Genomic DNA, 24,523 nt, shown 5'->3' with positions numbered 1-24,523 from the left:
GATCACGCGCTCGCGCGGGCGGCCTTGTAAAAATCCTTCCAGCCGTCCCGCTCCTTGACCACGGTCTCGAGGTATTCGCGCCAGACGATGGCGTCCTGCACCGGGTCCTTCACCACGGCGCCACTGATCCCGGAGACGAGGTCGTGGGCCGAGAGGCGGCCGTCGCCGAAATGCGCGGCGAGCGCCAGCCCGCTGCCGACGACGCTGATCGCCTCCGCCGTCGAGAGCGTGCCGGACGGCTGCTTCACCTTGCTCTTGCCGTCCGCCGTCACCCCTTCGCGCAACTCGCGAAAGATCGTGACGACGCGGCGGATCTGGTCGGCGCCCGGCGGCTCGGCCGGGATCTCGAAGGCGCGGCCGAGCGAGGCGACGCGGCTCTCGACGATGGCGATCTCCGCCTCGATGGTGGCGGGCGGCGGCAGCACCACGGTGTTGAAGCGGCGCTTGAGCGCGCTCGACAATTCGTTGACGCCGCGATCCCGGTTGTTGGCCGTGGCGACGAGGTTGAAGCCCTTCTGGGCCGGCACCTCCTCGTTCAGTTCGGGGATCGGCAGGGTCTTTTCCGAGAGGATGGTGATGAAGCTGTCCTGTGTCTCCGAGGGGATGCGGGTCAGTTCCTCGACGCGGGCGATGCGGCCCTCGCTCATCGCCCGCATGACGGGCGAGCCCACCACCGCCTCGCGGCTCGGGCCCTTGGCGAGCAGCAGCGCGTAGTTCCAGCCGTAGCGGATCGCCTCCTCGCTGGTGCCGGCGGTGCCCTGCACGATCAGGCGCGAGGTGCCGCAGATCGCCGCCGCCAGATGCTCGCTGACCCAGCTCTTGGCGGTGCCCGGCACGCCGAGCAGCAGCAGCGCCCGGTCGGTGGCCAGCGTCGCCACCGCGACCTCCATCAGGCGCCGGTCGCCGATGTATTTCGGCGTGACCTCGAAGCCGGATGCCAGCTTCCCGCCCAGGAGGTAGGTGACGACTCCTTGAGGCGACATCTGCCAGTTCGGCGGGCGCGGCCGGTCGTCTGCGTCCCGCAGGGCCGCGATCTCCTCGGCGAAGGCGTCCTCGGCGGCCTGGCGAAGCTGCGCGGCCTTGACTCCGGTGGTCGATGTCATCCTTGGGCAATCCCCCCTGCTGTCGTCTCCGGCTGGAAGTCGCGCCGGATCGCGGCGCGCAGTTCCAGCACGCCGGTCAATCCCGTGAGCTGCGTGCGCAGGCGGTCGCCGTCCTCCCCCGGCAGGCGCGCCAGGATGGCGGCGGCGGAGGCCGCGTTGTCGTCGCTCGGCCAGAGCCGGTCGCCGAGGCGGGCGATCACCCACGGCTTGGCGAGGTCGCGCCGCAGGGCGTCCGAGCCGCGGGTGACGAAGGCGAGCCAGTCGAGCAGGGCGGCGCTGAAGGATTCCGAAAAGTGCTCCGGGCCTTGGCCCAGCACGGCCAGCACCACCTCGATCTTGCGGGCGCGGATCAGCGCCGCGACCCGGGCCTCCCACGCCGCGTCGGGCAGGAGATCGAGCGCCTCCGCCCACATCCCCGGAACCTCGTTGGTGCGGCGCACCCCGGCGACCTTGCCCTCGTGGGCCTCGGCCATGACGTCGGCCATCGTCTCCGTCCAGGCCGGGTCGAGCGTGCGCTTGGCCACCGAGAACAGCCCGTGGAAGACCGGCTCGGCCCACTCGCTGCGCAGGGCCAGCTCGATCCAGAGCCGCGGCGGATGCTCGGCGAAGGCGTGGAGCGGCGCGCGCGCCAGGATCGCCCGCAGCAGGGAGGCACGGGCACCGCCGCCCCGCCGCTCCCAGGTGTTCGCCTCGACGCCGTCGCGGGCGAGTTCGGGGCTCTCCTCCGGCAGGGTGACGACGAGTGTGTGCGTGGTGCCGCCGAGCAGCCGGCGCTTGCTCTCGACGCTCAGCGCGGCCCGCGCCCGCGCCGCCATGCGATCCACGTAGCGCGAGCCGGGAAGCCCCGGCAGCAGGCGCTGCGCGGCCAGCCGTACGCCGCCGGCGCGGTCGTCGAGGCAGGCTTCGAGGAAGGGCTCGTCGGCCGGGGACAGGCCGGTCTCCAGCGCGTGGACCAGGGCCTCGCGGATGTCGGCCTTCTCCTTGCGGAACACCGGCTCCAGGGCGGCGCGCGCGCCCTCGGGATCGCGCGCGCGGAAGGCGGCGAAGGCGGCGCGGCGCTCGGCCACACTCCCTTCCGTCCAGTCCGACGCCTCCGCCGCGTCTGCCCCTTGGGCCTGGGCCTCGCCGCAGGCACGGGCGAGCCAGTCGAGCTCGCCGCCGACGACGGCGGGGGCGGTCGCCGGCAGGCTGTCGCGGTGGAGCATCAGCGCCTGGAGCAGCCAAGCGGGCGGGCGCAGTCCCCCCGCGGCGGCGAGCTCGAACCACTCCTCGACGCGGTTGCGCGCACTGGAACCGTCGGTGAGGAGGCCGTGGAGCCGCGTCGCGGCGGCGGGCGGGCATTCGGGCCCGAACGTTTCCCGCGGCTCGGTCGGCGCCAGCGCCCCCGGCCCGAGTTCCGTGCCGGCGAGGTGGTGGACGCCTTCCGCGGCGAGCCGGGCCAGCAGGGCGGCGCCGGGATCGCTCTCCGCGGCGAGATCGGCGACGAGATCGGCCAGCGGACCGGGGGCGGTGGGCAGAGCCCGCTCGGCTCCGAGGAGCGCGGCGGCGAGCGCCGGCTCCCAGCCGTCCGCGGCGAAGTCGGCAGCCTCCATCAGGCCACCTGCAGCAGGACCGGCTGCGCGCCCTGCGCCGGCATCGCGTAGAGGCGGCCCTCGGTGACGAGGGCGAGCGGATGCAGGCCGTAGCCGTCGTAGAGGCCGAACAGGTCGACCGGCCGGCCCGCCGCCACCGCGAGCAGGCTCGGCAGGCGCGGGTCGGCCCGCAGCGCGAGGCAGCCGGTCTCGTCCCCCGCCGCGAAGGCGGGCAAATGAGCTGTCTTGCCGCCGGCCGCCGCGGCGGCAAGCCGCCCGAGCCGCACGCCCTTCAGCCGCACCGGCCAGCGCTCGGTCCAGGGCGCGCGCGCCAGCACCTCGGCGAAGGCCTCCCGCGCCGCCGCGACGCTGGCCGCGCCGGGCAGCGCCGCCTGTGCCGCCGGGCCCGCGCGCCCATCGCGAAAAACGGCGCGCAGCGGCGGGTCGCCGGGCTGGAAGGCGAGCGCCCCGGAAAAATCCTGGCCGGCGGCGGGGGCCGGCGGCAAGGGCGAGCCGCCGGTCCCGTAATCGAGCACCTGGGCCAGGGCGCCGCTCGCGCGGCCGACGAGCCAGACCGAGCGGGCGGTGAGGCGGTCCTCCTCCTCGACCGCGTGGGCCAGCACCGCCCAGTCGTCGGCATGGTCCGGCCGGGCCGCCATCTCCTCGGCGGTGACGGGGTAGCCGAGCGCGGCGCGCACGCCCGCCGCCGGCTCGGGCGCCAGGGCGTCGAGGCGGCGTGCGGCCCGGACCAGCAGGGCGAGCCGGCCGAGGCCGAGCCCGAGCGCGGCTTCCGGCCGGGGGGCGCCTGCTTGAGGCGCGGCGGCGATCAGCCCCGGCAGGGCACGCACGCGGCGGGCGAGGCCCGGCGCCTGACCGTCCACGAGGCGCCCGGCCATGCGGTCCCAGAAGGCGTAAGGCTCGGAGCGCGCGGCGGCGAGACCGCGCCGCATCAGGTCGCGCAGCCAGAGGTCGAACGCGTCGAGGGCTGCCGCGACGCGATCCTCGCGGGCCTGGCGACGCTTGGCCTGCGCCTTCTCGTCGACCGGCTTGGCCGGCGCCTGCGCCCGGGTCTCGGCCGCGGCGGCGCGGCTCTCGCGCCCCTTCATCCAGGCGGCGGCCCAGTCCGGCGGCTCGGCCTCGGCGAGGGCTGCGCCCGCATCGACCAGCATCAGGCCCAAGCCGTGCTTGCAGGGAAACTTGCGGCTCGGGCAGGTGCATTTCGAGGCGGGGCCGGCGAGATCCGCGACCGTGCGGTAGGGGCTCGCGCCGCTGCCCTTGATCTCGCCCCAGATCACCGTCCCCGCCCGGCCGAGGCCGGCCCATTTCTGCGGTTTCGCCTGGTCCTGCCCGGCCTTGCGGCTCGACGCGTCGGGGGCGAGATCGAGGATCTGGGCAGTCGTCAGGCTCATGCGGCTCGCGCGGCGGAGTGTCCGTCAATCGAATCTGTAGTGGGGCAATCTAGACAAATCGGCTCGATGAGCAAGCCTGGCTTCAAGCTCCCATTGGCCGTGAGCCGGCAACGGTCTTGTCGGCCACTGTTCTGAGACTAATCTGAGAATCATCCCAGATCATCACGCCGGGCGCGAATCATTGCCCTGCGGTGCCGCCGCCGTCCGGCGCCCAGCCCGGCTCCTCGGTGTTGCGCCATTCCCGCTCGAAGGGCAGGCGCCACGCCTGCGGGGCGACGAGCTGGTGGATCGATTTCGGACCCCAGGAGCCCGGCGCGTAGAGCCGCACCGGCGGGGGCGCCTCCAGCAGCGGCGTCGAGACGTCCCACAGCCGCTCGATGCCGGAGGCGGTGGTGAAGAGCGTGTGGTCGCCGCGCATGGCGTCGAGGATCAGCCGCTCGTAGGCCTCCAGCACCTCGCCGATCAGGCCGGTATCCTTCATCGCGAACTGGAGCGAGAGCTTGTCGAGCCGCATCCCCGGCCCCGGCCGCTTGCCGTAGAAGGAGAGCGACATCTTCGAGGCGTCGGCGAGATCGAAGGTGAGGTGGTCGGGCCCCTGCGCGCCGACGCCGGAATGGGCCGGAAACATGCTCTTGGGCGGTTCGCGGAAGGCGATCGAGATGATCCGCTGCCCCTCCGCCATCCGCTTGCCGGTGCGCAGGAAGAACGGCACGCCGGCCCAGCGCCAGTTGTCGATGCGGCACTTCAGGGCGATGAAGGTCTCGGTGTCCGATTGCGGATCGACGCCGGGCTCGGACCGGTAGCCGGCATATTGCCCGCGCACCACCTCCCGCGGATCGAGCGGGAGCATGCTTCGGAAGACCTTGTTCTTCTCCTCGCCGATCGGCTCCGGTTCGAGCGAGGTCGGCGGTTCCATCGCCATGAAGCCGAGGATCTGGAACAGGTGGGTCACCACCATGTCGCGATAGGCGCCGGTCGCCTCGTAGAAGGCGGCGCGGGTGCCGAGGCCCAGGGTCTCCGGCACGTCGATCTGCACGTGGTCGATGAAGGTGCGGTTCCAGATCGGCTCGAACAGGCCGTTGGCGAAGCGGAAGGCGAGAATGTTCTGCGCCGCCTCCTTGCCGAGGAAGTGGTCGATGCGGAAGATCTGCTCCTCGGAAAAGACTTCGTGCAGCCGCTCGTTGAGCGCGACGGCGCTCTCCAGATCCGTGCCGAACGGCTTCTCCATGACGATGCGCGAGCCCGCCGCGAGATCCGCCTCGGCCAGCAGCCGCACCACCGCCAGCGCCGCGGCCGGCGGGACGCTCAGGTAATGCAGGCGCCGGCATTCCCGCCCGAGCGCCGCCTCGGCCCGGGCCGAGGCGGCGGCCAGCGCCTCGGCGCCCGCGGAGAGCGGCACGTAGTCGAGCCTCTCGGAAAACGCCGCCCATTCCGCCTCGCCGGCATGGCGGGTGAAGAACCGGTCGATCGCCCCGTGCGCCCGTTCGCGGAACGCCTCGACGCCGAGATCGTCCAGCGACACGCCGACGATCCTGAGATCCGGGATGAAGCCGGCGCTGAACAGGTGGAACAGGCCCGGCAGCAGCTTGCGCTGGGCGAGGTCGCCGGTGGCGCCGACGAGGACGACGACCTGCGGATATTTCGGGCCGACGCCCGCCCCCAGCCGTGACGCGCGCGATCCTGCCAAGCGAAGCCTCCCTTCGGCGCACCGGATGCGCGCGCAGGGTGAGGTAGGGCCTGCGCGGTTCGTGCCAAGCTTGCGCAGCCCGGCACATCCCTGATCGGGCCCGATCGGGATTGCGAAGTACCAAAATCGGGTACAGCTTGCCGGTCGGAGGGCGCCCATGACGCGAAATATGACGCGAAACACGTCCGTCTCGCTCGGCGAGCACTTTGCGCAGTTCGTCGATCGGCAAGTCGAAGGTAGGCGTTACGGCTCCGCGAGCGAAGTGGTTCGCGCCGGTCTTCGCCTGCTTGAGGAGCGGGAGGCCACCTTTAGATACGATATCCGGTTGATGACTTCGGCCTCTCCTGCGTCATCGCGAGGCGAAGCCGTGGCGATCCAGGTCGCGACCTTTCCGGACAGGTCGCGCCCTGGATCGCTTCGCGGCCGCTCGCGATGACGGAGGGTGGCGAAACCCGAAGCGATCAAGCGGAAACGGTATGAGACGCTCCGGGCCGCGCTGATCGAGGGTGAGGAGAGCGGTCCCCCGGAGCCCTTCGATACGGACTCCTTTCTCCGGGAAAAGCGTGCGGGCTCGGTCCGCGGGTGAGCGTCCGGCTCTCGCCGAGGACGCGCGCGGACCTCGGCCGGCTATGGGACGACTCGGCCGAACGCTGGGGCGTGGATCAGGCCGACCGCTCCGTCCGCCTCCTCGCCGTGAGCTTCGATAAGCTGGCTGAGGGTTCGGCTCCGGGCCGAAGAGCCGACGAGATTCGCAAGGGGTATTTCCGCCTGTCCGTGGGGTCACACGTCCTGTTCTATCGCCCAGGCGCCGATGGCGGCATCGAGCTCATCCGCATCCTTCACCAGCGGATGGATTTCAAACGCCATCTTTGAGAGCCTGTTTGACCGGCCGACGTGTCTTCGTCAGGCAACGGCAAGTCGAGAGGAAAGCCCTGCTCCCATCCTGAACCCTCATCCTGAGGTGCTGGAGCGCAGCGGAGGCCTCGAAGGGTGCTCCAGAAATCGCGCGGAACCTGGAGCACCCTTCGAGGCCGCTCACGCGGCACCTCAGGATGAGGGGTCGAGATGGGATCACCGCAGTCAAACAGGCTCTCAAGGATCGTCCCGAAAAGATGGCGTTGGGATCGGTGAGCCTCGGGCGCGGTGACGCATCGCTCCGGCGCGCGATCCGCGCCATCTCCGGGGCGATGCCCTCTCTCCCCGACCGCTTCGAAGCCACCGCCGCCCGCCTGCGCGCCTGCCGGCTCTGCCGCGACGCGCCCCTCTACGGCGCGCCCCTGCCGCACGAGCCGCGGCCCGTGGTCCAGGGCAGCGCCACCGCGCGGCTGCTGATCGCGAGCCAGGCGCCGGGCAACCGGGCCCATCGCAGCGGCGTGCCGTTCGGCGACCCGTCCGGGGTTCGCCTGCGGGCGTGGCTCGGGCTCCCGGAGGCGGCCTTCTACGACGCGGCGCGGGTGGCGATCCTGCCGATGGGCGCCTGCTTCCCGGGCCTCGATGCCAGGGGCGGCGACCGGCCGCCGCGGCGGGAATGCGCGCCGACATGGCGGGCGGAGCTCCTCGCCGGGCTGCCGCAGCTCGCTCTGATCCTAGTGATCGGGCAGTCCGCGCAAGCCTGGCATCTCGGGCCCCGGCCGGGCGGCCTGACCGGGACGGTCGCGGGCTGGCGCGCGATCCTCGCGGCGTCCACCCGCCCGCGGGTGCTGCCGCTCCCCCACCCCTCCTGGCGCAACAACGGCTGGCTGCGGAAGAACCCCTGGTTCGAGGCGGAACTCCTGCCGGTGCTGCGGGCCGAGGTGGCGGCGGCGATGGATCTCCGGCGTTGACAGGCGCGTCCCGCAGGAGGATCGCTGCCGCGCGTGCCCACGAACGAGAGCTCGATGCCGGAGTCTGCCGACCCCCGCGACCGCCTGATCGTCGCCCTCGACCTGCCGGACGTCGCGCAGGCGGAGCGGCTCGTCGCGCGCATCGGCGACGCGGCGACCTTCTACAAGATCGGCTACCGGCTGGCCTATGCGGGCGGGCTCGACTTCGCCGCCCGCCTCGCGGCGGATGGCAGGAAGACCTTCCTCGATCTCAAGCTCCACGACATCGGCAACACCGTCGAGGAGGGCGTGCGCTCGGCCTCCCTGCTCGGCGCGACCTTCCTGACGGTGCACGCCTATCCGCAGACCATGCGGGCGGCGGTCCGCGGGCGGGGCACGGGCCTGAAGATCCTCGCGGTCACGGTGCTGACCTCCTACGACGACGCGGACGCGGCGGAGGCCGGCTACGCGCTGCCCGTGGCCGACCTCGTCGCGCGCCGGGCGGAGCAGGCCGCGCAGATCGGCATCGACGGCATCGTCTGCTCCGCGGCCGAGGCGGGGGCGGTGCGGGATCGGATCGGTCCCTCCGGCCTGATCGTCACCCCCGGCATCCGGCCCGCGGGCGCGGAGGCCGGCGACCAGAAGCGGGTGACGACGCCGGGACAGGCGCGGGCGGCGGGCATCGACCACGTGGTGGTCGGGCGCCCGATCACCGGGGCCGACGACCCCCGCGCGGTCGCGGAAAAAATCGTGGCCGAGATGGCCTGATACGCCATCCGGTCGATGACCTCGGCCTCTCCTGCGTCCTTGCGAGGCGAAGCCGTGGCCATCCAGGGCGCGCCCTGTCCGGACCTGTCGCGCCCTGGATCGCTTCGCGGCCGCTCGCGAGGACGGCGTGGGGCGAAACCCGAAGCGATCGATCGGAAACGGTAGGACGCAAGGTCTCCGGTGGCTCAGCCTCCGAACACCGCGGCGAGCTTGTTGCCGGTCGGGTCGCGCAGATAGGCGGCGTACCAGTTCGGGCCGTATTGCGGCCTGAGGCCCGGCGCCCCCTCGTCGGTTCCGCCATGGGCCATGGCGGCGGTGTGGAAGGCATCGACCGACGCCCGCGAGGGCGCCGGGAAGCCCATCATCGTGCCGTTGCCGGCGCTCGCCTCCCGACCGTCGAAGGGCGTGCAGACCCACACGATCACCCCCTCGCCGCGCCCCGCCGGCGAGTAGGCGCGCCAGCCCGGAAAATCCGCGTGCAGGCCCCAGCCCACCGTCGCCAGGACGGCGTCGTAGAAGGCGTGGGCGGTCGCGGCGTCGCGGGCGCCGAGGGTGAGATAGGGCTGCATCCGATGTCTCCGCTCGATTCGAGGCTGCGGATACGATAGGCGACATAACGAACAAATCAAGAACGAGAGGCCGTCTCACACTGTCCGTGCTCGCCCTCACGGCGCCTCTCCGATACCAGGGGCGAGAACCGTCATCGGACATGACAGGAGGAGACGATGGCCAAGGGCTACTGGATCGTGCGGGTCGATGTGAGCGACGCGGAGGCCTACAAGGCCTATGCGGCCGCCAACGGCGCCGCCTTCGCCCGCTTCGGCGGACGCTTCCTCGTGCGCGGCGGCGCCTTCGAGGCGGTGGCGGGGCAGGCGCGGGCGCGCAACGTCGTCGTCGCGTTCCCGAGCTACGACGACGCCCTCGCCTGCTGGAACTCCGACCTCTACCAGTCCGCCCGCGCCCTGCAGAAGGGCGGTGCGGAGGCCGACATCCTGGTGATCGAGGGCTATGACGGCCCGCAGCCCGCCGTCTCGGAGCCGGCCCCGACGCCGGGTGCCGCGTCGGAGTGATACGATATCCGGTCGATGCGTTCGGCCTGTCCTGCGTCCTTGCGAGGCTCGGCGCAAGCAATCCAGGGCGCGCCCTTTCCGGACATGCCCGCGCCCTGGATCGCTTCGCGGCCGCTCGCGAGGACGGAGGGGGGCCAAACCCGAAGCGATCGATCGGAAACGGTATGATTTATACCAAGCGGCCTGGACGCCGACCGATGGTCGTCTTCCCTGCGTCCGGCGGACGCCCGCCGCCACGCCTTCGCGCGGGCGACCGGCGATGCGTCGGGATCAGCGCCGGTTGGTCTTACTTGGGATGGCGGCAACCGTCGCCCGCCGGCCGCAGCGCCCCGAGCAGGAAGGCGATCATCGCCGGCAGCGGCGGCTCGACCCTCTCGGGCTGGCGGCTCACCAGCACGGGATGGCAGTAGCGGGTGATGGCGGCGTGGAGGCAGGCCGCCGCGCCCTTCGGATCGGCGACCGTGAAGGCGCCCTCGCGCACCCCGTCGGCCACCACCCGCGCGAGCACCGCGCCGATGCGGTCGACATGGGCCTGACAGACCGCCCAGCTCTCGCTCATCGCCGCCTCGACCATCTCGTGGACGCGCGGATGCGCCTCGAAGCGGCGGTGGCAATCGTTGTGGAGCGCCGTGACGATCCGGGTCAGCCGCTCGGGGGCGTCGAGGTTCGGCGTCTCGGCGATCCTCACGATCATCGCCTCGACCTCGCCGGTCAGCCGCTCGACCACCGCCTCGTTGATCGCCTTCTTCGAGTCGAAGAAGCGGTAGACGTTGGCCGGGCTCATCTTCAGGGTGCGGGCGATGTCGGCGACCGTGGTCTTCTGGTAGCCGATCTCCCGGAAGGACCGCGCCGCCGCCTCCACGATCCGGTCGTGCGTGGTCGGCGCGGTCTCGTCGGAGGGGGGAAGAAGGCGGGCCGTGGCGGCGGGCATCGTCGTCAACACCTAAGCTTCGACGCCGCCTGCGTCAAAACCGTTTGATGCGGGCAGTCGGCTTCACAAAGCCCCAGAGGGGCAGGCTGTTCCACGGCCGGCCCGCGAGGGGCGCGCGTGAGGCGGGACCAAGAGGGCCGCAACATCGCCGCCCGCACTCCGATTGCCCCGGGAACGCGCCCTCCCGCAACCGGCCCTGCGCAAGGTTCCGGACGGGCATCCCGCGGGCATGAGCCTCCGGGATACCGCATGCAGCTCGAAGGCAAGCGCGCCCCGATCACCGGCGCCGATTCCGGGATCGGCCGGGCGACCGCGATCTCGAACGCATCCCGTGGCACCGCGCCGGCCGGATGAGATCGCCGGGACCATGCTCTGCCTCACCTCGCATCGGGATGAGGCCGACGCCGTGACCGGCCACACCCTGATGGTCGATGGCGGCCTGACCCTGCAATGGGGTGGGACCCGATCCCGGGTCGAGGTGCCGCTCGATCCGATCCGGGCCACCTCGGCTTCCGTCCGCGGCGGAAACATCGATCTTCAGACCCGCATCTCTCGCATCGCATGGCCAGCTCGTGAAACGCCGTTGGAAAATGTGATCGAACTTGCATTGCGCGCGGAAACGCAACCTTAACGGCAGTGCTGCAACGTTCCGCGCATGGGTTTCCTTTCGCGCGCTCCTGCCGAGTCTCCTTCCAAGTCCGAAGAACCGTCCTCGGCCGTGCCGCCCGCCGAGGCGCCGCCGGCCGGGATGCCCGCGTCGGAGGGCGAAGGCGCGGCCCGCGCCGCAGACCGCGCCACCATCGACGTCGTCGAGACCGACGTGATGAACGCGATCGACGGCGTCGGCGGCTCGATCGCCGCGACGCGCGAGGAGGTCGGCCGGATGCAGGCGGGCGTCGCCGCCATCCGCGGGCAGATGGAGCGGCTCGCCGCCGCATCGGAAGGCGCGGCGGGCATGACCGCGGAGATGCTCGATACCAGCCGGACCCTGTCCTCGACCTCCGAGCGCATCGCCGGGGCGATGGACGAGGCCGGGCACCATCTCGCCACCGCGACCGACCGCTCGGTGGAGGCGCGCATCCTTCTGGCGGAACTGGAGCGGGCGGGCGACGAGATCGCCAGCGTGGTCGAGACCATCGCCGCGGTCTCGCGCCAGACCAACCTGCTGGCGCTGAACGCGACCATCGAGGCCGCCCGCGCGGGCGAAGCCGGCCGGGGCTTCGCCGTGGTGGCGGGCGAGGTCAAGGCGCTCGCGGTCGAGACCGGCCGCGCAGCGGCGGACGTGCGCAACCGCATCGCCCGCCTGCGCGAGGGGGCCAGCGCCTCGGGCGCGGCGATCGCGGCGATGGCCGGGGCGGTCGAGGCCATGCGCCCGGCCTTCGCCACGGTGCGCGGCGTCACCGGGGAGCAGGCCGCCACGGTGAGCGCCCTCGCGGCGGAGGCGCAGGCGGCCGCCGCCTTCGTCTCGGGCGTGAGCCGCGATGCGGGTGCGGCGACCGCGGCGGCGACCGAGGTGGACGGGCTCGCCCTGCGGGCCGAGGGCGCCAGCGCCGCAGCCTCGGTGCAGACCGAGGCGCTCGGGCGCCGCTTCGTCGCCGTGATCCGCCAGACCGAGATGGGCGACCGCCGCCGCTTCGACCGCTATCCCGCCGAACGGGCCGTGACCTTCGCCGGCACCGCCGGCCGCACGATCGACCTGAGCCGGGGCGGCGTCCTCGTGGAGGCGCCGGCGGGCGCTCCGGCCGAGCCCGGCGCGAGGCTGTCCCTGGAAATCGAGCGGATCGGCCGGATCGACGTGCGGGTCGTAGGGCTGAGCGCCATGGGCCTGCACTGCGCCTTCGCGGACCTGTCCCCGGCGATGGAGGCGGCCCTCGCCGCGACCCTGGCCGAGATCGAGGCGGATTATGCGCCGATGATCGCGGCGGCGCAGGGGCTCGCCGCCCGGATGGCGGAGGCGATGGAAGCCGAGATCGCGGCCGGCCGCCTGACGCCGGAGGCCCTGTTCGATACGGCCTACCGGCCGATCCCCGGCACCGATCCGCAGCAATACCTGACCGCCGCGGTCGCGCCGCTGGAACGCCTGCTGCCGCCGCTGATCGAGCCGCCGCTGGAGGCCGATCCGCGGATGCTGTTCTGCATCCCGACCGATCGCAACGGCTTCCTGCCGGTGCACAACGCGCGGGCGTCGCAGCCGCAGCGGCCGGGCGATCCGGCGTGGAACGACGCCCATTGCCGCAACCGGCGCATCTTCGACGACCGTACCGGCATCACCGCCTCACGCTCGACCCGCCCCTTCACCGTGCAGTCCTACCGGCGGGAGGTCGGCACCCGGTCGATCCTGGTGCGCGAGGTCGATGCGCCGATCCGCGTCCTCGGGCGCCACTGGGGGGCCTGCCGCACCGCCTACCGGTTCTGAGGGGCAGCGGCGTCAGGAGCCGAACTGCGAGCCGAGCTGTTCGAGATACTCGGCGAGATCCAGGCCGCCGACGCGCCGGCCGTACTCGAAGCGCATGCCGCGCCGGATGTCGATCCGGGTCGATCGGGTGTTGAGCGTGAAGGGTTTCACGCAGACCCAGGCCCCGTCGGTGCGGTGTTCGAAGAAGCCGAGGATGTCGTGGGCGGCCATGGCGCGTCTCGCGAGGAATCGTGACGAACCAACGGGACGCACGGAAAAGAGTTCAATCGTCGCCGCAGCGTTTATTGCGGTCGAGCTTGCTTCACCGGAGCCTGCGACTTCGAATGGCCAAGCTTGTACTGCGGATGACAGAAGAGACGTCGTTCGACCCTCGATCGCCCCGTCGTCAGCGCCGGCCCGTCGAGCCGAAGCCGCCCTGGCCGCGTCCGGACGGACGGCCGTCCGATGCGGGGGCTTCCTCGAGGATCTCGAAATCCGGCCGCAGCACCCGGGTGAAGACGAGCTGCGCGATGCGCTCGCCCGGCTCGATGCGGATCGCCGCGCCGCTTGCCGGAGGGTTGCGGTTCCAGGCCGAGATCAGCAGCGGGCCCTCGTAATCGGCGTCGATCACGCCCGTGCCGTTGCCGAGCACCAGCCCCTCCCGGTGTCCCAGCCCCGAGCGGGCGAACACGAGCCCGCACCAGTCCGGATCGCCGATCCGCACCGAGACGCCGGCCGGGATCAGCGCGGGCGGCGCCTGCGGTTCGAGGGTCAGGGGGGCGTCGAGGCAGGCGTGCAGGTCGAGCCCGGCGGACGCCGCGCTGCCCCGGCGGGGAAAGCCCCAGCCGGCGAGCCGCGGATCGAGGATGTGGAGGCCGACCTTCACGAGGGTGCTCCCGGCTGCCGTCTTGACGCGTGAAGAGACGCGCGAGGAGAAGACCTTTCGGCCAGGCTGCGGCGCAGGGCAATCGGGGGCGGACGGATGGCGCGCTGGGTGGCGGGACTCGACGGGTGCCGGGGCGCCTGGGCCGGCGTGCTGATCGACCTCGACGATCCCGCCCGCTGGCGCTGCGCCCGGTTCGCGCGGATCGCCGATCTGCTCGACGGCCCGGAGGCGCCGGTCATCGCCGGCATCGACGTGCCGATCGGCCTGCCCGACCGGGTGACCGGCGGCGGGCGCTCCGCCGACCGGGCGGCCCGGGCGTTTCTCGGCGCGGGCCGCGCCAGCGTCTTCCCGGTGCCGCCGCGCGCGGCGGTCCATGCCGGGAGCTACGAGGAGGCCAAGGCGCTGTCGCGGGCCGGCTCCGAGCCGCCCTTCGCCCCCTCGATCCAGCTCTGGAACATCCTGCGCTACGTCCGCGAGGCCGACGGCCTGCTGCGGGCGCGGCCCGACCTGCGGGAACGCCTGCACGAGGTCCATCCGGAGGTCGCCTTCTTCCGCCTCAACGGCGACCGCCGCCTCGCCGCCGGCAAGAAGGGGCCGGCCCGCGCCGCGGGTCTGGCCGAGCGCCGGGCGCTGCTGATCGCCGCCGGGCTGCCGCAGGCGCTGGTCGCCTCGAAGCCGCCGCCGAAGGTCGCCGCCGAAGGTCGCCGCGGACGACCATCTCGACGCCATGGCCGCCCTCGTCGTCGCCCGCGACATCGCCGGGGGCCGCGCCGCGCCGCTTCCCGACCGAATCGAGCGCGACAGCTATGGCCTGCCCGTCGCGATCTGGGCGCCCGCCCCGATTCACCCGCCCTTGCCATGAGGATGACGCCGTGACCGACCGCCCCGACGCGGACCTGCCGATCCGCGACATCGCCCGCGCCCTGGTGTTCGATCCCGCGCACCGCCTGCTGCTGATCGAGTACGAGGCGGTGCGACCGATCGATCCCGGCAGGCCCGACGCCCTCGGCTTCTGGTTCATGCCCGGCGGCGGGCTGGAACCGGGCGAGAGCCACGAGGCCGCCTGCCGGCGCGAGTTGTCCGAGGAAATCGGCGTCGCGGAGGTCGAACTCGGCCCCTGCGTCGCCGTCTGCGACGGGCCGTTCCACCTGTTCCGCACGCCGCGCCATGCCCGCGAGCGCTACTTCGTGGTCCGCCTCGCGAGCGATCGCGTCGATACGAGCCGCCTTGCCGAGACCGAGGACAGCCCGGTGCGCGGCACCCGCTGGTGGCCGCTCGACGAACTCGCGGCCTCGGCCGAGCGAATCGAGCCGGCGGGACTGGCCGCGCTGGCGCAACGAATCGCCTCCGGCGGCGTTCCGGACCAGCCCCTCCGCCTGTATTGGCGGAACGCCTGAGCCTCCCCGCCGCACGGCCGCGTCTCCGCCTCGTGCGCCGGACGGCGAGGGGGCGCTCGCGTCCGGCGAGCGGCGCTCCGAAGGTTTTCGTTCGGCCGGCCCGAAGTGCACCGTGTGCGCAAGCGCATCCGCCGGAGGGGATGGATTCGGACGATCAATCCGTTTGGTAAGCGCATCCCGATCACGGCACGGAAAAAGAAGGACAGTTGGCTATGTTTCCTCAGGTTCTGACCGATGGCTACCGCAGCTTCCTCGGCGAGCGGCTGCCGAACGAACGGCGCAAGTACGAAACGCTCGGCACGGACGGCCAGGAACCGGACGTGCTGCTGATCGGCTGCTGCGACAGCCGCGTCGCGCCGGAGGTGATCTTCGACACCGGCCCCGGCCAGATCTTCACGATCCGCAACGTGGCCAACATCGTGCCGCCGGCCGAGCACGACAGCGCCTATCACGGCACCTCCTCGGCGATCGAGTTCGCGGTGCAGGCGCTGAAGGTGAAGCACGTCGTCGTGCTCGGCCACGCCACCTGCGGCGGCATCAAGGCGGCCGGGCACGGCTCCGACCCGCTCTCCACGGGCAACTTCATCGGCCGCTGGGTCTCGCTGGTCGAGCCGGCGACGAAGAAGCTCGCCGCGGCCGGCGACGGCAAGGACAAGGAGGGCTACCTCACCCGTCTCGAATACGCGATGATCGGGCAGAGCCTCGAGAACCTGATGACCTTCGACTTCATCCGCGAGGCGGTCGAGGCGGGTCGGCTCCACCTGCACGGGGCGCATTTCGGCATCATCACGGGCGAGCTGCGCATCCGCGACCCGAAGACCGGCGAGTTCCAGTCCGTGGTCGCCCGCGACGGCCAGACGCTGGCCTCCTCGGCGCTGATCGGCTGCACCGAGGCCTGAGGACCGCCTCTTCCCCGACGAACTGTCACGGCGCCCCCGAAAACCTTCGGGGGCGCCTTTTCGTGTCGGGACCCGCGTCGATTCCCCCGGCAAGGGGACGGAAGCGGTGCGACCTGCCACGTACCCCAACGCGAAAACGGCGGGCCTTTCGGCCCGCCGCTCTCACGATCGATGGTGGATGTCCGTGCCCGCCTCAGCGGGCGCCCGGGAGGCGCTGGGCCTGGGCGTAGTGCTGCTGCAGCACCGGCAGGGCCTGCTGGGCGTAGTTGCGCAGGGCCGGGTTCGGGCCGCCCTGGGCGTAGGACTGGGTCATGCCGATCGACATCTGGTGGGCCATCACCTGCTGGCGGCCGTAGAGACGGTCGAAGCGGGCGCCGGGCGGGGTGGCGTTCAGCTCGGCCAGCATCTGCTGCTGCTGCGGGTTCGGCTGCACGACCGTGGTGCCCGCGGTGGTGTCGACGTCGAAGGCGCGGGCGCCGGCGGTCGCGCCGTTGCTCAGGCCGGTGCCGATGCCCTCGATGCCGCCGACCGGGCCGCCCTGCAGGGTGCCGCCGACCACGCCGGTCGCCACGCCCGTGGCCGCGCCGACCGCGCCGCCGGCGATGGCGAGCGGAGCCTCGACCAGACCGCCGACCACACCGCCGGGACCGGCCTGACGGGCGGCGGCGTAGTTGCGCTCGCCGCCGGCCAGGGCGACGTTGGCGGCCTGATGGTCACGCAGCGCCTCGCGGGCATAGGCCCGCACCGACGGGTTGCGGCTCTTCTGGAGCGCGATCTGAGCGGACTGGATCTCGAAGGCATTCGCCTGCATGGCATCCAGGCGGAAATCGCCGCCGACCTGGGCGAAAGCGGGGGTCGCCATGGCGACGACGAGAGCGGACGCAGCAGCGTATTTCTTCAACATAAGGAACCTCTGATATCGGATGGCCGACATACCAACTGGCCTCGACGCCCGGATGGACCGGTCGAGGCCGCGAAGATCACTTCGACGCGACAACGGCGACCTTGCTGTCTGGTTCCCCGAATTTGACTAGGCTTTTTGCATCGGACCCCATCCGGGGAAAACTGGTCCTCGTGCAGGCGCTCCGCGCCTTCGCCGCACTGCTCGTCGTGATTCACCACGGGCAGAACGAGGCCGCGATCCTGGCCGGACGCACGGGAACCGGCTTCGTCCCCGGCGATTGGCTGCCCTGGCCGGCGGGGGTCGACGTCTTCTTCGTCGTCTCCGGCTTCATCATCGTCCACGCCGCCGGCCCGCTCTACGGGCAGCCCGGGGCGCGGGGCCGCTTCCTCGCCCACCGCCTCGCCCGCCTCGCGCCGCTCTACTGGCTGGTGAGCGGGCTCTACCTCGCTCTCGGCCTCGCGGCACCGGCCCTGCTCGGCGGCGAGGGCGGCCGCCCGGGCTGGGCCCATTCCCTGGCCTCGTTCCTGTTCTGGCCGGCGGCGCGGGCCGACGGGGCGGTGCTGCCGCTCTACGGGCTCGGCTGGACCCTGAACTACGAGATGGCCTTCTACGGACTCTTCGCCCTCGGTCTGGGCCTCACCCGGCGCGGGGCGGTGGCGTGGCTCGCGGGCGCGCTCGCGCTCGGCGTCGGGGTCGGCCGGCTGATCCCCGGTCTCCCGGTCCCCCTCGCCTTCTGGTCCGATCCGATCGTCCTCGAATTCGCCTTCGGGGCCGGTCTCGCCCTGGCCCGGGCCGAAGGGGTTCGCCTGGGCGGCCTCGGCCGGCTCGCGCTCGCCGCCGCCGGGGTGGCGGGGCTCGCCGCGGCGCCGGCCGAGCCGTCGCTGCGGTTCCTCGCCTGGGGCCTGCCCGCCGCGCTCCTCGTCGCGGCGGCGGTGTTCGGGCGGGACAGGCCCGGCCCCTCCCACGGCGCGGGCGCCCGGGCGCTCGAGCATCGTCCTGGATACCGGATCCAGGACGATGCTCGAAACTCTTGTTTCTGCATCGTCTTTTCAGACAAGCCGGCAGCCACCTTTCGGGACGATGCTCTCGCCCTCGCGGAGCGGCTGGGCGATGCCTCCTACGCCCTCTACCTGCTGCATCCCTTCGTCCTGCGCGGGGTCCGCGAGATCCTGCTGCGCAGCGGCCTCGCCCCCCTCCTCGGACCCTGGCCGAGCCTGATCCTGATGGTCGCGCTGACCCTGCCCGCGGCGCTTCTCGCCCACCGCCTCGTCGAGCGGCCTCTGACCCGCCGCGTTCGCCGCCGGCTCGACCGCGCCGTCTCCTCCGTGCCCGGCACGAAAAGTGCCGCGCGCCCGGAGACATAAGGGCTGGGGGCGGCGCCGTGGGGAGCGGTTTTCCGCCGTGCGGTTTCGCTCTAGCCTCCGCCTGTCACGCACAGCGTTCCTCGCACGCCTCGGAGGCCGGCCATGAAGACCCTGCTCGTTCCGGTCACCCTCCACGACGCCCTGCCCTCGGTGTTCGACACGGCGGTGCTGGTGGCGCGCCGCTTCGGCAGCCTGATCGAGGGCGTGTCCTTACGCCCGGCGCTCGCCGAATACGTCCCCGTCGACATGGTCGGCGGCATGACGTGGCTGCGCGACGAGGAGGCCGACCAGGCCGAGGCACAGGATGCGGGCCGGCGCTTCGTGGCGGCGATGGAGGCCGCCGGCCTGCCCCGGCGCGAGCCCGGCGCCTCCATCGCCCCGGACGCGGCGGCCAATGCCGGCCCCCGCTACCGCTGGCAGCCCGACGTGCCGCCGGGCGACGCCTTCCTCGGCCAGTACGCGCGGCTGTTCTCGGCCACCGTCGTCGGCCGGCCCGGCCCCGACGACGGCGCGCCGCGCATGACCACCTTCGAGACCGCCCTGTTCGAGAGCGGGCGGCCGATCGTCCTGGCGCCGCCCACCGCCCCGTCCTGCCTCGGCGAGGCGGTGCTGATCGCCTGGAACGGCTCGACCGAGACGGCGCGGGCCGTCGCCTTCGCCATGCCGTTCCTGCGCCGCGCCCGGCGCGTCCTCGTGCTCAGCGCCGAGGGCGGCATGGTGCCGGGGCCCAGCGCCGAGGACGTGGCCCGTGCGCTCGCCTGCGAAGGGATCGAGGCCGGGCACAAGGCGCTGCCCGCCGGTCGCCGCACGCCGGGTGAACTCTACCTCGACACCGCCGAATCGTTCGGCTGCGACCTCCTGATCAAGGGCGCCTACACCCAGAGCCGCCTGCGCCAGATGATCTTCGGCGGGCCGACCAGCCACATCCTGTCGCACGCGACCGTGCCGGTGCTGATGGCGCACTGAACGGGCCCCGTCCGCGCCGCCGGCCCGTCGCGGCGGATTTTCGCGTGGCCGATGAAGAGTTTCGACCGGGCGCGATCCCGGCCATGGGGCTGTCGGGCGGGGCGGAAGCCGTCCGCGGCGGAGACGCGCGCCGTGTTCGATCGAACCCTTCTGGAGTTGCCAGAGGCCGCTTGGGCCGCTAAATTGCTGAAAAGCTTGATCTTTTCAATCGTTCTAATCTGCGCCCGCCCCAAAACGGCCGGTTTCCGGTGGTCTTGAGCGGCGCGAATGATCGGAAGGCTTCGGGCTCCGGTCGGCTCTCCTCGGGGTCCGGCTTCTTCGACAGGCACGACAGGTTTGCGATAGCCCGCATGATCGTCTGCTCTTGCAACGTCCTCTCCGACGGACAGGTCCGCGCGTGCCTGCAGCCGGGACCGGGCTGTCCCCGCACCCCGGCCCAGGTCTACGGCTGCCTCGGCTGCAGCGCGAAATGCGGGCGCTGCGCCCGCACCATCCGCTCGATCCTGCGCAAGACGCTCGACGAGGCGCAGGCCCATACCGCCGCGCATGGCGGCCATGCCTGTTCGGCCCCCTGCGAGGTGTCTTGCAGTTTGGGATCATTCCAAACTACAAGGGAGCCCGAGGGCGTCGCAGCCTGAGACGACCGTCCGTTCGTCCCGACGCCTCACGAGGAGAGAGGCGGATGAAGGGCGACGCCAAGGTCATCGAATATCTCAACCGCGGCCTGCGCAGCGAGCTGACGGCGGTCAACCAGTACTGGCTCCACTTCCGCCTGCTGAACGACTGGGGCTACGTCGACCTCGCCAAGTTCTGGCGCAAGGAATCGATCGAGGAGATGAACCACGCCGACCGGTTCATCGACCGCATCCTGTTCCTCGACGGCTTCCCGAACCTGCAGGAGCTCGATCCGCTGCGGATCGGCCAGAACGTGCAGGAGATCATCGAATGCGACCTCGCCGCCGAGAACGAGGCGCGCTCGCTCTATCTCGAAGCCGCCAAGTACTGCGACTCGATCAACGATCGGGTTTCCAAGCGGCTGTTCGAGGATCTGGCCGAGGACGAGGAGGGTCACATCGACTTCCTCGAGACGCAGCTCGACCTGATCGGCCAGATCGGCCTGCCGCTCTACGCCCAGCGCCATGTCGGCGGCCTGGAGCAGGTCGCGCCCGAGAAGGCGTGATCGCGGTCCCCCCTCCCTTCACAGGGAGGGGGGGGGAAGCCGCTCAAGCCGGCGGGCGGCCCACCAGCACCGGCTGGGCGTTCGCCCGCTCGGGGAACAGCGCCTTGAGATCCCGCAGCTTCGGCGCGTCGTTGACGACGATGTAGCCGTTGTCCGGATGCAGGGCCATGAAGTCCTGGTGGTAGCCTTCCGCCGGATAGAAGGCGCCGGACTCGATCCGGGTGGCGATGGGCTTCGGGAAGACCTTCGCCCCGTCGAGTTGGGCGATGTAGGCCCGGGCCACCCTCGCCTGGCTCTCGTCCGCCGGGAAGATCGCCGAGCGGTATTGCGGGCCGGTATCCGGGCCCTGCCGGTTCACCTCGGTCGGATCGAGCGCCACCGAGAAGAAGATCCGCAGAAGCTCGTCGTAGCGGATCGCCGACGGGTCGTAGGTGACCTGCACCGCCTCCGCATGCCCGGTGCGGCCGGTGCCGACCTGCTCGTAGCGGGCGCTCGCCCGATGGCCGCCGGCATAGCCGGAGACCGCGTTCGTCACGCCCTTCACGTGCTGGAACACGCCCTGCACGCCCCAGAAGCAGCCGCCGGCGAAGGTCGCGGTCCGCAGGCCCGAACCTTCTCTCGCGATCATGGCCGCTTCGGGCAGGCGCTGCCCGGCCCCCTCCGCGGACGCCGGCGGCAGGCTCGCGCAGGCGATGAGGGCGAGGCCGCCGAGCAGGAGCGGCGTGCGCGGGCGGAAGCGTTCGGGCGTCGCGGTCATGGGATCCTCGTGTCAGGCCGGTCCGGCGGCGGGCTCGAAGCGCAGGGAGACGCCGTTCATGCAGTAGCGCAGGCCGGTGGGCCTCGGGCCGTCCTCGAACACGTGGCCGAGATGGCCGCCGCAGCGGCGGCAATGCACCTCCGTGCGCCGCAGGCCGTAGGCGGTGTCGACCTGCGTGCCGACCGCGCCGGGCAGGGGTTCGAAGAAGCTCGGCCAGCCGGTGCCGCTGTCGAACTTGGTCTGCGAGGCGAACAGCGGCAGGTCGCAGCCGGCGCAGACGAAGCGTCCGGGGCGCTTCTCGCCGTCGAGCGGGCTGGTATGCGCCCGCTCGGTGCCGTGCTCGCGCAGCACCGCGTAGGCGGCGGGCGACAGCAGGCTACGCCACGCGGCCTCGGAGCGCTCGACCTCGAAGCCGGCGGCGCGGGCGGGGCCCGCGACCGTTTCCATCAGGCGCGAGCCCGCGAAGAGGCCCAGCAGCGAGGCGCCGGCACGCAGGGTCTGGCGGCGGTTCATGGGCAGGGTCTCCGAATGGGGCGGGCGGCCCGCTCGCGTCCCCGGGAGGCGGACTCCCTCGGCACGGGCGGTCTGCAAGGGCGATCGGCCGAAACAATCAATCGTGCGCAATCGATAGCACGGAACGCGTCCGGCTGCCGCGAAGACGAACCGCCGCAGGGCGTTCCGGCCGGCGCCATACCGAGTGGTGGGGCTTGGAGGTGGCGGGGCTTGGAGCGATGGTCGGGATCGCTGCATCCGGCGGAGACCCCGCCGCCGCGCGGGCAGAAGGAAAACCCCAGGGTGAAGGGCCATGGCGAAGGCATGCGCGCCCTCGAACGCCGCCGTCCGACCGTGCGCCCGCAACGCGTTGACGCCCGAAGGCCCGCACATTACCTCCTGTCGTCAGCCGGCCAAGTCATGCGGCGTCATGCGGGCGCATCGTCACGCGAGGCCGCCCGTGATGCCGGCGCGACATGTCGGTGCCGGGCCGCTGCGGGGCCGGTGCCCGGGACACGCGATGGATTCCACCCTCACCTCAAACGCCGAGCGCGGCGCCGGGACCACCCCGCGCGAAGACCTGCGCCGGGCGGGGGCCGAAGCCTCCCCGTCCTCCGATCCGCGCAGCCCCGTGATGCCGTTCTCCGCCGACGAGCCGCTCGCCATGGATTCCGGCGCCCGGCTCGGTCCGTTCCAGATCGCCTACCAGACCGCCGGCACCCTCAACGCCGAGCGCTCGAACGCGGTGCTGATCTGCCACGCCCTCACCGGCGACCAGCATTTCGCGCAACCCCACCCCGTGACGGGCAAGCCAGGCTGGTGGGAAACGCTGGTGGGACCGGGCAAGCCGGTCGATACGAACCGCTACTTCGTCGTCTGCTCGAACGTCATCGGCTCCTGCATGGGCTCGACCGGACCCGCCTCGCTCAACCCGGAAACGGGCCGTCCCTACGGGCTCGACTTCCCGCTCGTGACGATCCGCGACATGGTCCGGGCCCAGTCCATGCTGCTCGACCGGCTCGGCATCCCCGACCTGTTCCTCTGCATCGGCGGCTCGATGGGCGGGATGCAGGTGCTGCAATGGGCCTCGCTCTTCCCCGAGCGGGTCTTCGCCGCCATGCCCATCGCCACCGGTGCGCGGCACTCGGCGCAGAACATCGCCTTCCACGAGGTCGGCCGGCAGGCGATCATGGCCGACCCGGCCTGGGAGGAGGGCCGCTATCTCGAAGCCGGCACCCGGCCGGCCAAGGGCCTCGGCGTCGCGCGGATGGGCGCGCACATCACCTACCTGTCCGAGCCGGCCCTGCACCGCAAGTTCGGCCGCCGCCTGCAGAACCGGGCGGCCCCGACCTTCTCCTTCAACGCCGACTTCCAGATCGAGAGCTACCTGCGCCACCAGGGCCTCAGCTTCGTCGAGCGCTTCGACGCCAACGCCTACCTCTACCTCACCCGGGCGATGGACTATTTCGACCTCGCCGAGGACCATGGCGGCGTGCTGGCCAACGCCTTCCGCGGCTCGAAGACCCGCTTCTGCGTGATGTCCTTCACCTCGGACTGGCTGTTCCCGACGGCCGATTCCCGCGCCATCGTCCACGCGCTGAACGCGGTGGCGGCGCCCGTCGCCTTCGTCGAGGTCGAGAGCGACAAGGGCCACGACGCCTTCCTGCTCGACGAGCCGGCGATGTTCTCCGCCGCCCGCGGCTTCATCGACGCCGCCGCCCGGGCGCGGGGAGTCTGAGACGCATGAGCGAGAGCTTCACCGACGCCGCCTCCGGCGCGCCCTGGGAGGCCGCCGAGGCCCTGCCCCGCGGCGAGGGCGCGGCGCGCATCGACCACATCGTCGTGCTCGGCCTCGTGCCGCCGGGCGCGCGCGTGCTCGACATCGGCTGCGGCGACGGCTCGCTGCTGGCGCTCCTGCGCGACCGCCGCGGGGTCGACGGACGCGGCATCGAACTGTCGCGCGAGGGCGTCAACGCCTGCCTCGCCCGCGGCCTGCCGGTGATCCAGGGCGACGCCGACACCGATCTCGCCAACTACCCCGACGACGCCTTCGACGTGGTGGTCCTGTCCCAGACCATCCAGGCGACCCGCAACCCGCGCATCGTGCTGGAGCACCTGCTGCGGATCGGGCGGCAGGTCGTGATCTCGTTCCCGAATTTCGGCCACTGGCGGGTGCGGGCCGAACTCGCCTTCCGCGGCCGGATGCCGGTCACCGAGATCATGCCGGAGACGTGGTACGAGACGCCCAACATCCACCACTGCACCATCCGCGACTTCGTCGGCCTGTGCCGCGACGTCGGCGCCCGCATCGAGAAGGCCACCGCCCTCGACGCGCGGGGACGGCCGATGCGCTTCTCGATGCCGTGGTGGTTCTGGAACCTGATCGGCGCGCAGGGCGTGTTCCTGCTGAGGCGCGGCGGGACGCGGGGGTGACCCCTGCGCCGGACGCCTCGCCGCGGCGGGTGGTGATCCTCGGGCCTCCGGGCAGCGGGAAATCGACGCTGGCCCGACGTCTCGGGGCCCGCCACGGCTGGCGCCCGGGCTGGGTCGAGGCCGAGCCCGCGGCCTTCCGCGCCGAGGTCGAGCGGATCGTGGCCTTCCCCGCCTGGGTGGTCGACGGCAATTATACGGACACGATCGCGCCCCGGTTCGCGCGGGCCGACACGGTGATCTACCTCGACATGCCGGCCTGGCTCTGCACCGCGCGGGTGCTGCGGCGAACCCTGTCGAGCTTGAGGCGGGTTCGCCCGGAAGGCCCCGAGGGCTGTCCCGAGCAGCTCACCTTCGAATTCCTGCGCTACACGGCGACGTGGAACCGCATCCGCCGGGCACGCAACCTCGCCCTGGTCGAGCGCTTCCCCGGCCGCCGGGTCGTCCTGCGCGGGCCCGGTGCCGTGCGCGCCCTTCTGCAAGAGGTGCCCAAGAGGCGCTGAGGTCAAGCG

General features: G+C 72.2%; 28 protein-coding genes and 1 pseudogene. 18 read left to right on the top strand and 11 right to left on the bottom strand.

The window, feature by feature from the left end; all coding sequences use genetic code 11:
• Nucleotides 1–2: 2 nt before the first annotated feature.
• The 4 genes from PGN25_14240 to zwf all read right to left on the bottom strand — a co-directional run bounded on the left by PGN25_14240 (nucleotide 3) and on the right by zwf (nucleotide 5,770).
• Nucleotides 3–1,103 carry an AAA family ATPase gene (locus tag PGN25_14240; GenBank protein ID MEH3118708.1) on the bottom strand — a complete coding sequence of 367 codons (1,101 nt, stop codon included), beginning with the start codon at nucleotides 1,101–1,103 and terminating at the stop codon, nucleotides 3–5.
• The gene (locus tag PGN25_14235; GenBank protein ID MEH3118707.1) at nucleotides 1,100–2,695 is read right to left on the bottom strand and encodes a DUF5691 domain-containing protein; all 1,596 of its coding nucleotides are present in this window, start codon (nucleotides 2,693–2,695) and stop codon (nucleotides 1,100–1,102) included. Before PGN25_14235 ends, PGN25_14240 begins: the two co-directional genes overlap by 4 nt.
• Nucleotides 2,695–4,083: an SWIM zinc finger family protein gene (locus tag PGN25_14230; GenBank protein ID MEH3118706.1), complete on the bottom strand. Its 1,389-nt coding sequence runs from the start codon at nucleotides 4,081–4,083 to the stop codon at nucleotides 2,695–2,697. Before PGN25_14230 ends, PGN25_14235 begins: the two co-directional genes overlap by 1 nt.
• A gap of 178 nt (nucleotides 4,084–4,261) precedes the next feature.
• Nucleotides 4,262–5,770, bottom strand: coding sequence for a glucose-6-phosphate dehydrogenase (gene zwf / locus PGN25_14225; protein ID MEH3118705.1), 1,509 nt, complete (start codon nucleotides 5,768–5,770; stop codon nucleotides 4,262–4,264).
• 169 nt (nucleotides 5,771–5,939) lie between these two features.
• Here zwf and PGN25_14220 point away from each other — a divergent pair.
• The 5 genes and pseudogenes from PGN25_14220 to pyrF all read left to right on the top strand — a co-directional run bounded on the left by PGN25_14220 (nucleotide 5,940) and on the right by pyrF (nucleotide 8,340).
• Nucleotides 5,940–6,074 (top strand): annotated as a pseudogene (locus tag PGN25_14220) (type II toxin-antitoxin system ParD family antitoxin).
• Nucleotides 6,075–6,212: 138 nt separating this feature from the next.
• Nucleotides 6,213–6,356, top strand: coding sequence for a type II toxin-antitoxin system ParD family antitoxin (locus PGN25_14215; GenBank protein MEH3118704.1), 144 nt, complete (start codon nucleotides 6,213–6,215; stop codon nucleotides 6,354–6,356).
• Nucleotides 6,353–6,643 carry a type II toxin-antitoxin system RelE/ParE family toxin gene (locus tag PGN25_14210; GenBank protein MEH3118703.1) on the top strand — a complete coding sequence of 97 codons (291 nt, stop codon included), beginning with the start codon at nucleotides 6,353–6,355 and terminating at the stop codon, nucleotides 6,641–6,643. Before PGN25_14215 ends, PGN25_14210 begins: the two co-directional genes overlap by 4 nt.
• A gap of 314 nt (nucleotides 6,644–6,957) precedes the next feature.
• A complete protein-coding gene (locus PGN25_14205) occupies nucleotides 6,958–7,593 on the top strand; it encodes a uracil-DNA glycosylase family protein (protein ID MEH3118702.1) in 636 nt (211 codons plus the stop codon).
• Nucleotides 7,594–7,647: 54 nt separating this feature from the next.
• Entirely contained in the window at nucleotides 7,648–8,340 is a 693-nt protein-coding gene (pyrF, locus tag PGN25_14200) for an orotidine-5'-phosphate decarboxylase (GenBank protein ID MEH3118701.1), read from the top strand.
• Nucleotides 8,341–8,525: 185 nt separating this feature from the next.
• Here the strand turns inward: pyrF and PGN25_14195 are convergent, their stop codons facing one another.
• Nucleotides 8,526–8,909, bottom strand: coding sequence for a VOC family protein (locus tag PGN25_14195; protein MEH3118700.1), 384 nt, complete (start codon nucleotides 8,907–8,909; stop codon nucleotides 8,526–8,528).
• Between the two features lie 156 nt (nucleotides 8,910–9,065).
• Between PGN25_14195 and PGN25_14190 the strand changes: the two genes are divergently transcribed.
• On the top strand, nucleotides 9,066–9,410 hold the full coding sequence (locus tag PGN25_14190; GenBank protein MEH3118699.1) for a DUF1330 domain-containing protein: 345 nt from the start codon (nucleotides 9,066–9,068) through the stop codon (nucleotides 9,408–9,410).
• 286 nt (nucleotides 9,411–9,696) lie between these two features.
• Here PGN25_14190 and PGN25_14185 read toward each other — a convergent pair whose 3' ends face one another.
• Entirely contained in the window at nucleotides 9,697–10,341 is a 645-nt protein-coding gene (locus PGN25_14185) for a TetR family transcriptional regulator (protein ID MEH3118698.1), read from the bottom strand.
• 367 nt (nucleotides 10,342–10,708) lie between these two features.
• Between PGN25_14185 and PGN25_14180 the strand changes: the two genes are divergently transcribed.
• Nucleotides 10,709–10,972, top strand: coding sequence for a hypothetical protein (locus tag PGN25_14180; protein ID MEH3118697.1), 264 nt, complete (start codon nucleotides 10,709–10,711; stop codon nucleotides 10,970–10,972).
• Between the two features lie 87 nt (nucleotides 10,973–11,059).
• Nucleotides 11,060–12,757, top strand: coding sequence for a methyl-accepting chemotaxis protein (locus PGN25_14175; protein ID MEH3118696.1), 1,698 nt, complete (start codon nucleotides 11,060–11,062; stop codon nucleotides 12,755–12,757).
• A gap of 12 nt (nucleotides 12,758–12,769) precedes the next feature.
• Here PGN25_14175 and PGN25_14170 read toward each other — a convergent pair whose 3' ends face one another.
• Together PGN25_14170 and dut are read right to left on the bottom strand one after the other, a co-directional pair.
• Entirely contained in the window at nucleotides 12,770–12,967 is a 198-nt protein-coding gene (locus PGN25_14170; GenBank protein MEH3118695.1) for a hypothetical protein, read from the bottom strand.
• 175 nt (nucleotides 12,968–13,142) lie between these two features.
• Complete coding sequence (dut, locus tag PGN25_14165) at nucleotides 13,143–13,622, bottom strand: dUTP diphosphatase (protein ID MEH3118694.1); 480 nt, start codon at nucleotides 13,620–13,622, stop codon at nucleotides 13,143–13,145.
• Between the two features lie 96 nt (nucleotides 13,623–13,718).
• On the opposite strand from dut, the gene PGN25_14160 reads away from it, so the two are divergent.
• The 3 genes from PGN25_14160 to PGN25_14150 all read left to right on the top strand — a co-directional run bounded on the left by PGN25_14160 (nucleotide 13,719) and on the right by PGN25_14150 (nucleotide 15,918).
• Nucleotides 13,719–14,498 (top strand): DUF429 domain-containing protein, encoded by a 780-nt coding sequence (locus tag PGN25_14160; GenBank protein ID MEH3118693.1) that lies wholly within the window; start codon nucleotides 13,719–13,721, stop codon nucleotides 14,496–14,498.
• The gene (locus tag PGN25_14155) at nucleotides 14,495–15,019 is read left to right on the top strand and encodes an NUDIX domain-containing protein (GenBank protein ID MEH3118692.1); all 525 of its coding nucleotides are present in this window, start codon (nucleotides 14,495–14,497) and stop codon (nucleotides 15,017–15,019) included. Before PGN25_14160 ends, PGN25_14155 begins: the two co-directional genes overlap by 4 nt.
• A gap of 212 nt (nucleotides 15,020–15,231) precedes the next feature.
• Nucleotides 15,232–15,918, top strand: a complete 687-nt coding sequence (locus PGN25_14150; GenBank protein ID MEH3118691.1) for a carbonic anhydrase — start codon at nucleotides 15,232–15,234, stop codon at nucleotides 15,916–15,918.
• Nucleotides 15,919–16,111: 193 nt separating this feature from the next.
• Here PGN25_14150 and PGN25_14145 read toward each other — a convergent pair whose 3' ends face one another.
• Complete coding sequence (locus tag PGN25_14145; GenBank protein ID MEH3118690.1) at nucleotides 16,112–16,822, bottom strand: DUF4142 domain-containing protein; 711 nt, start codon at nucleotides 16,820–16,822, stop codon at nucleotides 16,112–16,114.
• 170 nt (nucleotides 16,823–16,992) lie between these two features.
• Between PGN25_14145 and PGN25_14140 the strand changes: the two genes are divergently transcribed.
• The 4 genes from PGN25_14140 (at nucleotide 16,993) to bfr (ending at nucleotide 20,332) form a co-directional block, all read left to right on the top strand.
• Entirely contained in the window at nucleotides 16,993–18,186 is a 1,194-nt protein-coding gene (locus PGN25_14140; protein MEH3118689.1) for an acyltransferase, read from the top strand.
• A gap of 102 nt (nucleotides 18,187–18,288) precedes the next feature.
• Nucleotides 18,289–19,152: a universal stress protein gene (locus tag PGN25_14135; protein MEH3118688.1), complete on the top strand. Its 864-nt coding sequence runs from the start codon at nucleotides 18,289–18,291 to the stop codon at nucleotides 19,150–19,152.
• Nucleotides 19,153–19,502: 350 nt separating this feature from the next.
• Nucleotides 19,503–19,790 (top strand): (2Fe-2S)-binding protein, encoded by a 288-nt coding sequence (locus PGN25_14130; GenBank protein ID MEH3118687.1) that lies wholly within the window; start codon nucleotides 19,503–19,505, stop codon nucleotides 19,788–19,790.
• Nucleotides 19,791–19,834: 44 nt separating this feature from the next.
• Nucleotides 19,835–20,332: a bacterioferritin gene (gene bfr, locus PGN25_14125; GenBank protein ID MEH3118686.1), complete on the top strand. Its 498-nt coding sequence runs from the start codon at nucleotides 19,835–19,837 to the stop codon at nucleotides 20,330–20,332.
• A gap of 43 nt (nucleotides 20,333–20,375) precedes the next feature.
• On the opposite strand, the gene msrA is transcribed toward bfr, so the two are convergent.
• Nucleotides 20,376–21,089, bottom strand: a complete 714-nt coding sequence (gene msrA / locus PGN25_14120; GenBank protein ID MEH3118685.1) for a peptide-methionine (S)-S-oxide reductase MsrA — start codon at nucleotides 21,087–21,089, stop codon at nucleotides 20,376–20,378.
• 12 nt (nucleotides 21,090–21,101) lie between these two features.
• Nucleotides 21,102–21,602 carry a peptide-methionine (R)-S-oxide reductase MsrB gene (gene msrB / locus PGN25_14115; GenBank protein MEH3118684.1) on the bottom strand — a complete coding sequence of 167 codons (501 nt, stop codon included), beginning with the start codon at nucleotides 21,600–21,602 and terminating at the stop codon, nucleotides 21,102–21,104.
• Between the two features lie 499 nt (nucleotides 21,603–22,101).
• Here msrB and PGN25_14110 point away from each other — a divergent pair, with 499 nt between their 5' ends.
• The 3 genes from PGN25_14110 to PGN25_14100 are packed head-to-tail and all read left to right on the top strand — an operon-like array spanning nucleotide 22,102 to nucleotide 24,514.
• Nucleotides 22,102–23,319, top strand: coding sequence for a homoserine O-acetyltransferase (locus PGN25_14110; GenBank protein ID MEH3118683.1), 1,218 nt, complete (start codon nucleotides 22,102–22,104; stop codon nucleotides 23,317–23,319).
• Nucleotides 23,320–23,324: 5 nt separating this feature from the next.
• A complete protein-coding gene (metW, locus tag PGN25_14105; GenBank protein ID MEH3118682.1) occupies nucleotides 23,325–24,014 on the top strand; it encodes a methionine biosynthesis protein MetW in 690 nt (229 codons plus the stop codon).
• Entirely contained in the window at nucleotides 24,011–24,514 is a 504-nt protein-coding gene (locus tag PGN25_14100) for a hypothetical protein (protein MEH3118681.1), read from the top strand. Before metW ends, PGN25_14100 begins: the two co-directional genes overlap by 4 nt.
• Nucleotides 24,515–24,523: the final 9 nt, after the last annotated feature.

Origin of the sequence: Methylorubrum populi (assembly GCA_036946625.1) — a bacterium.
Taxonomy (GTDB): Bacteria; Pseudomonadota; Alphaproteobacteria; order Rhizobiales; family Beijerinckiaceae; genus Methylobacterium; species Methylobacterium populi_C.
Note: the sequence above shows the minus strand (reverse complement) of the source record. Positions and strands in the feature narration are given on the sequence as shown.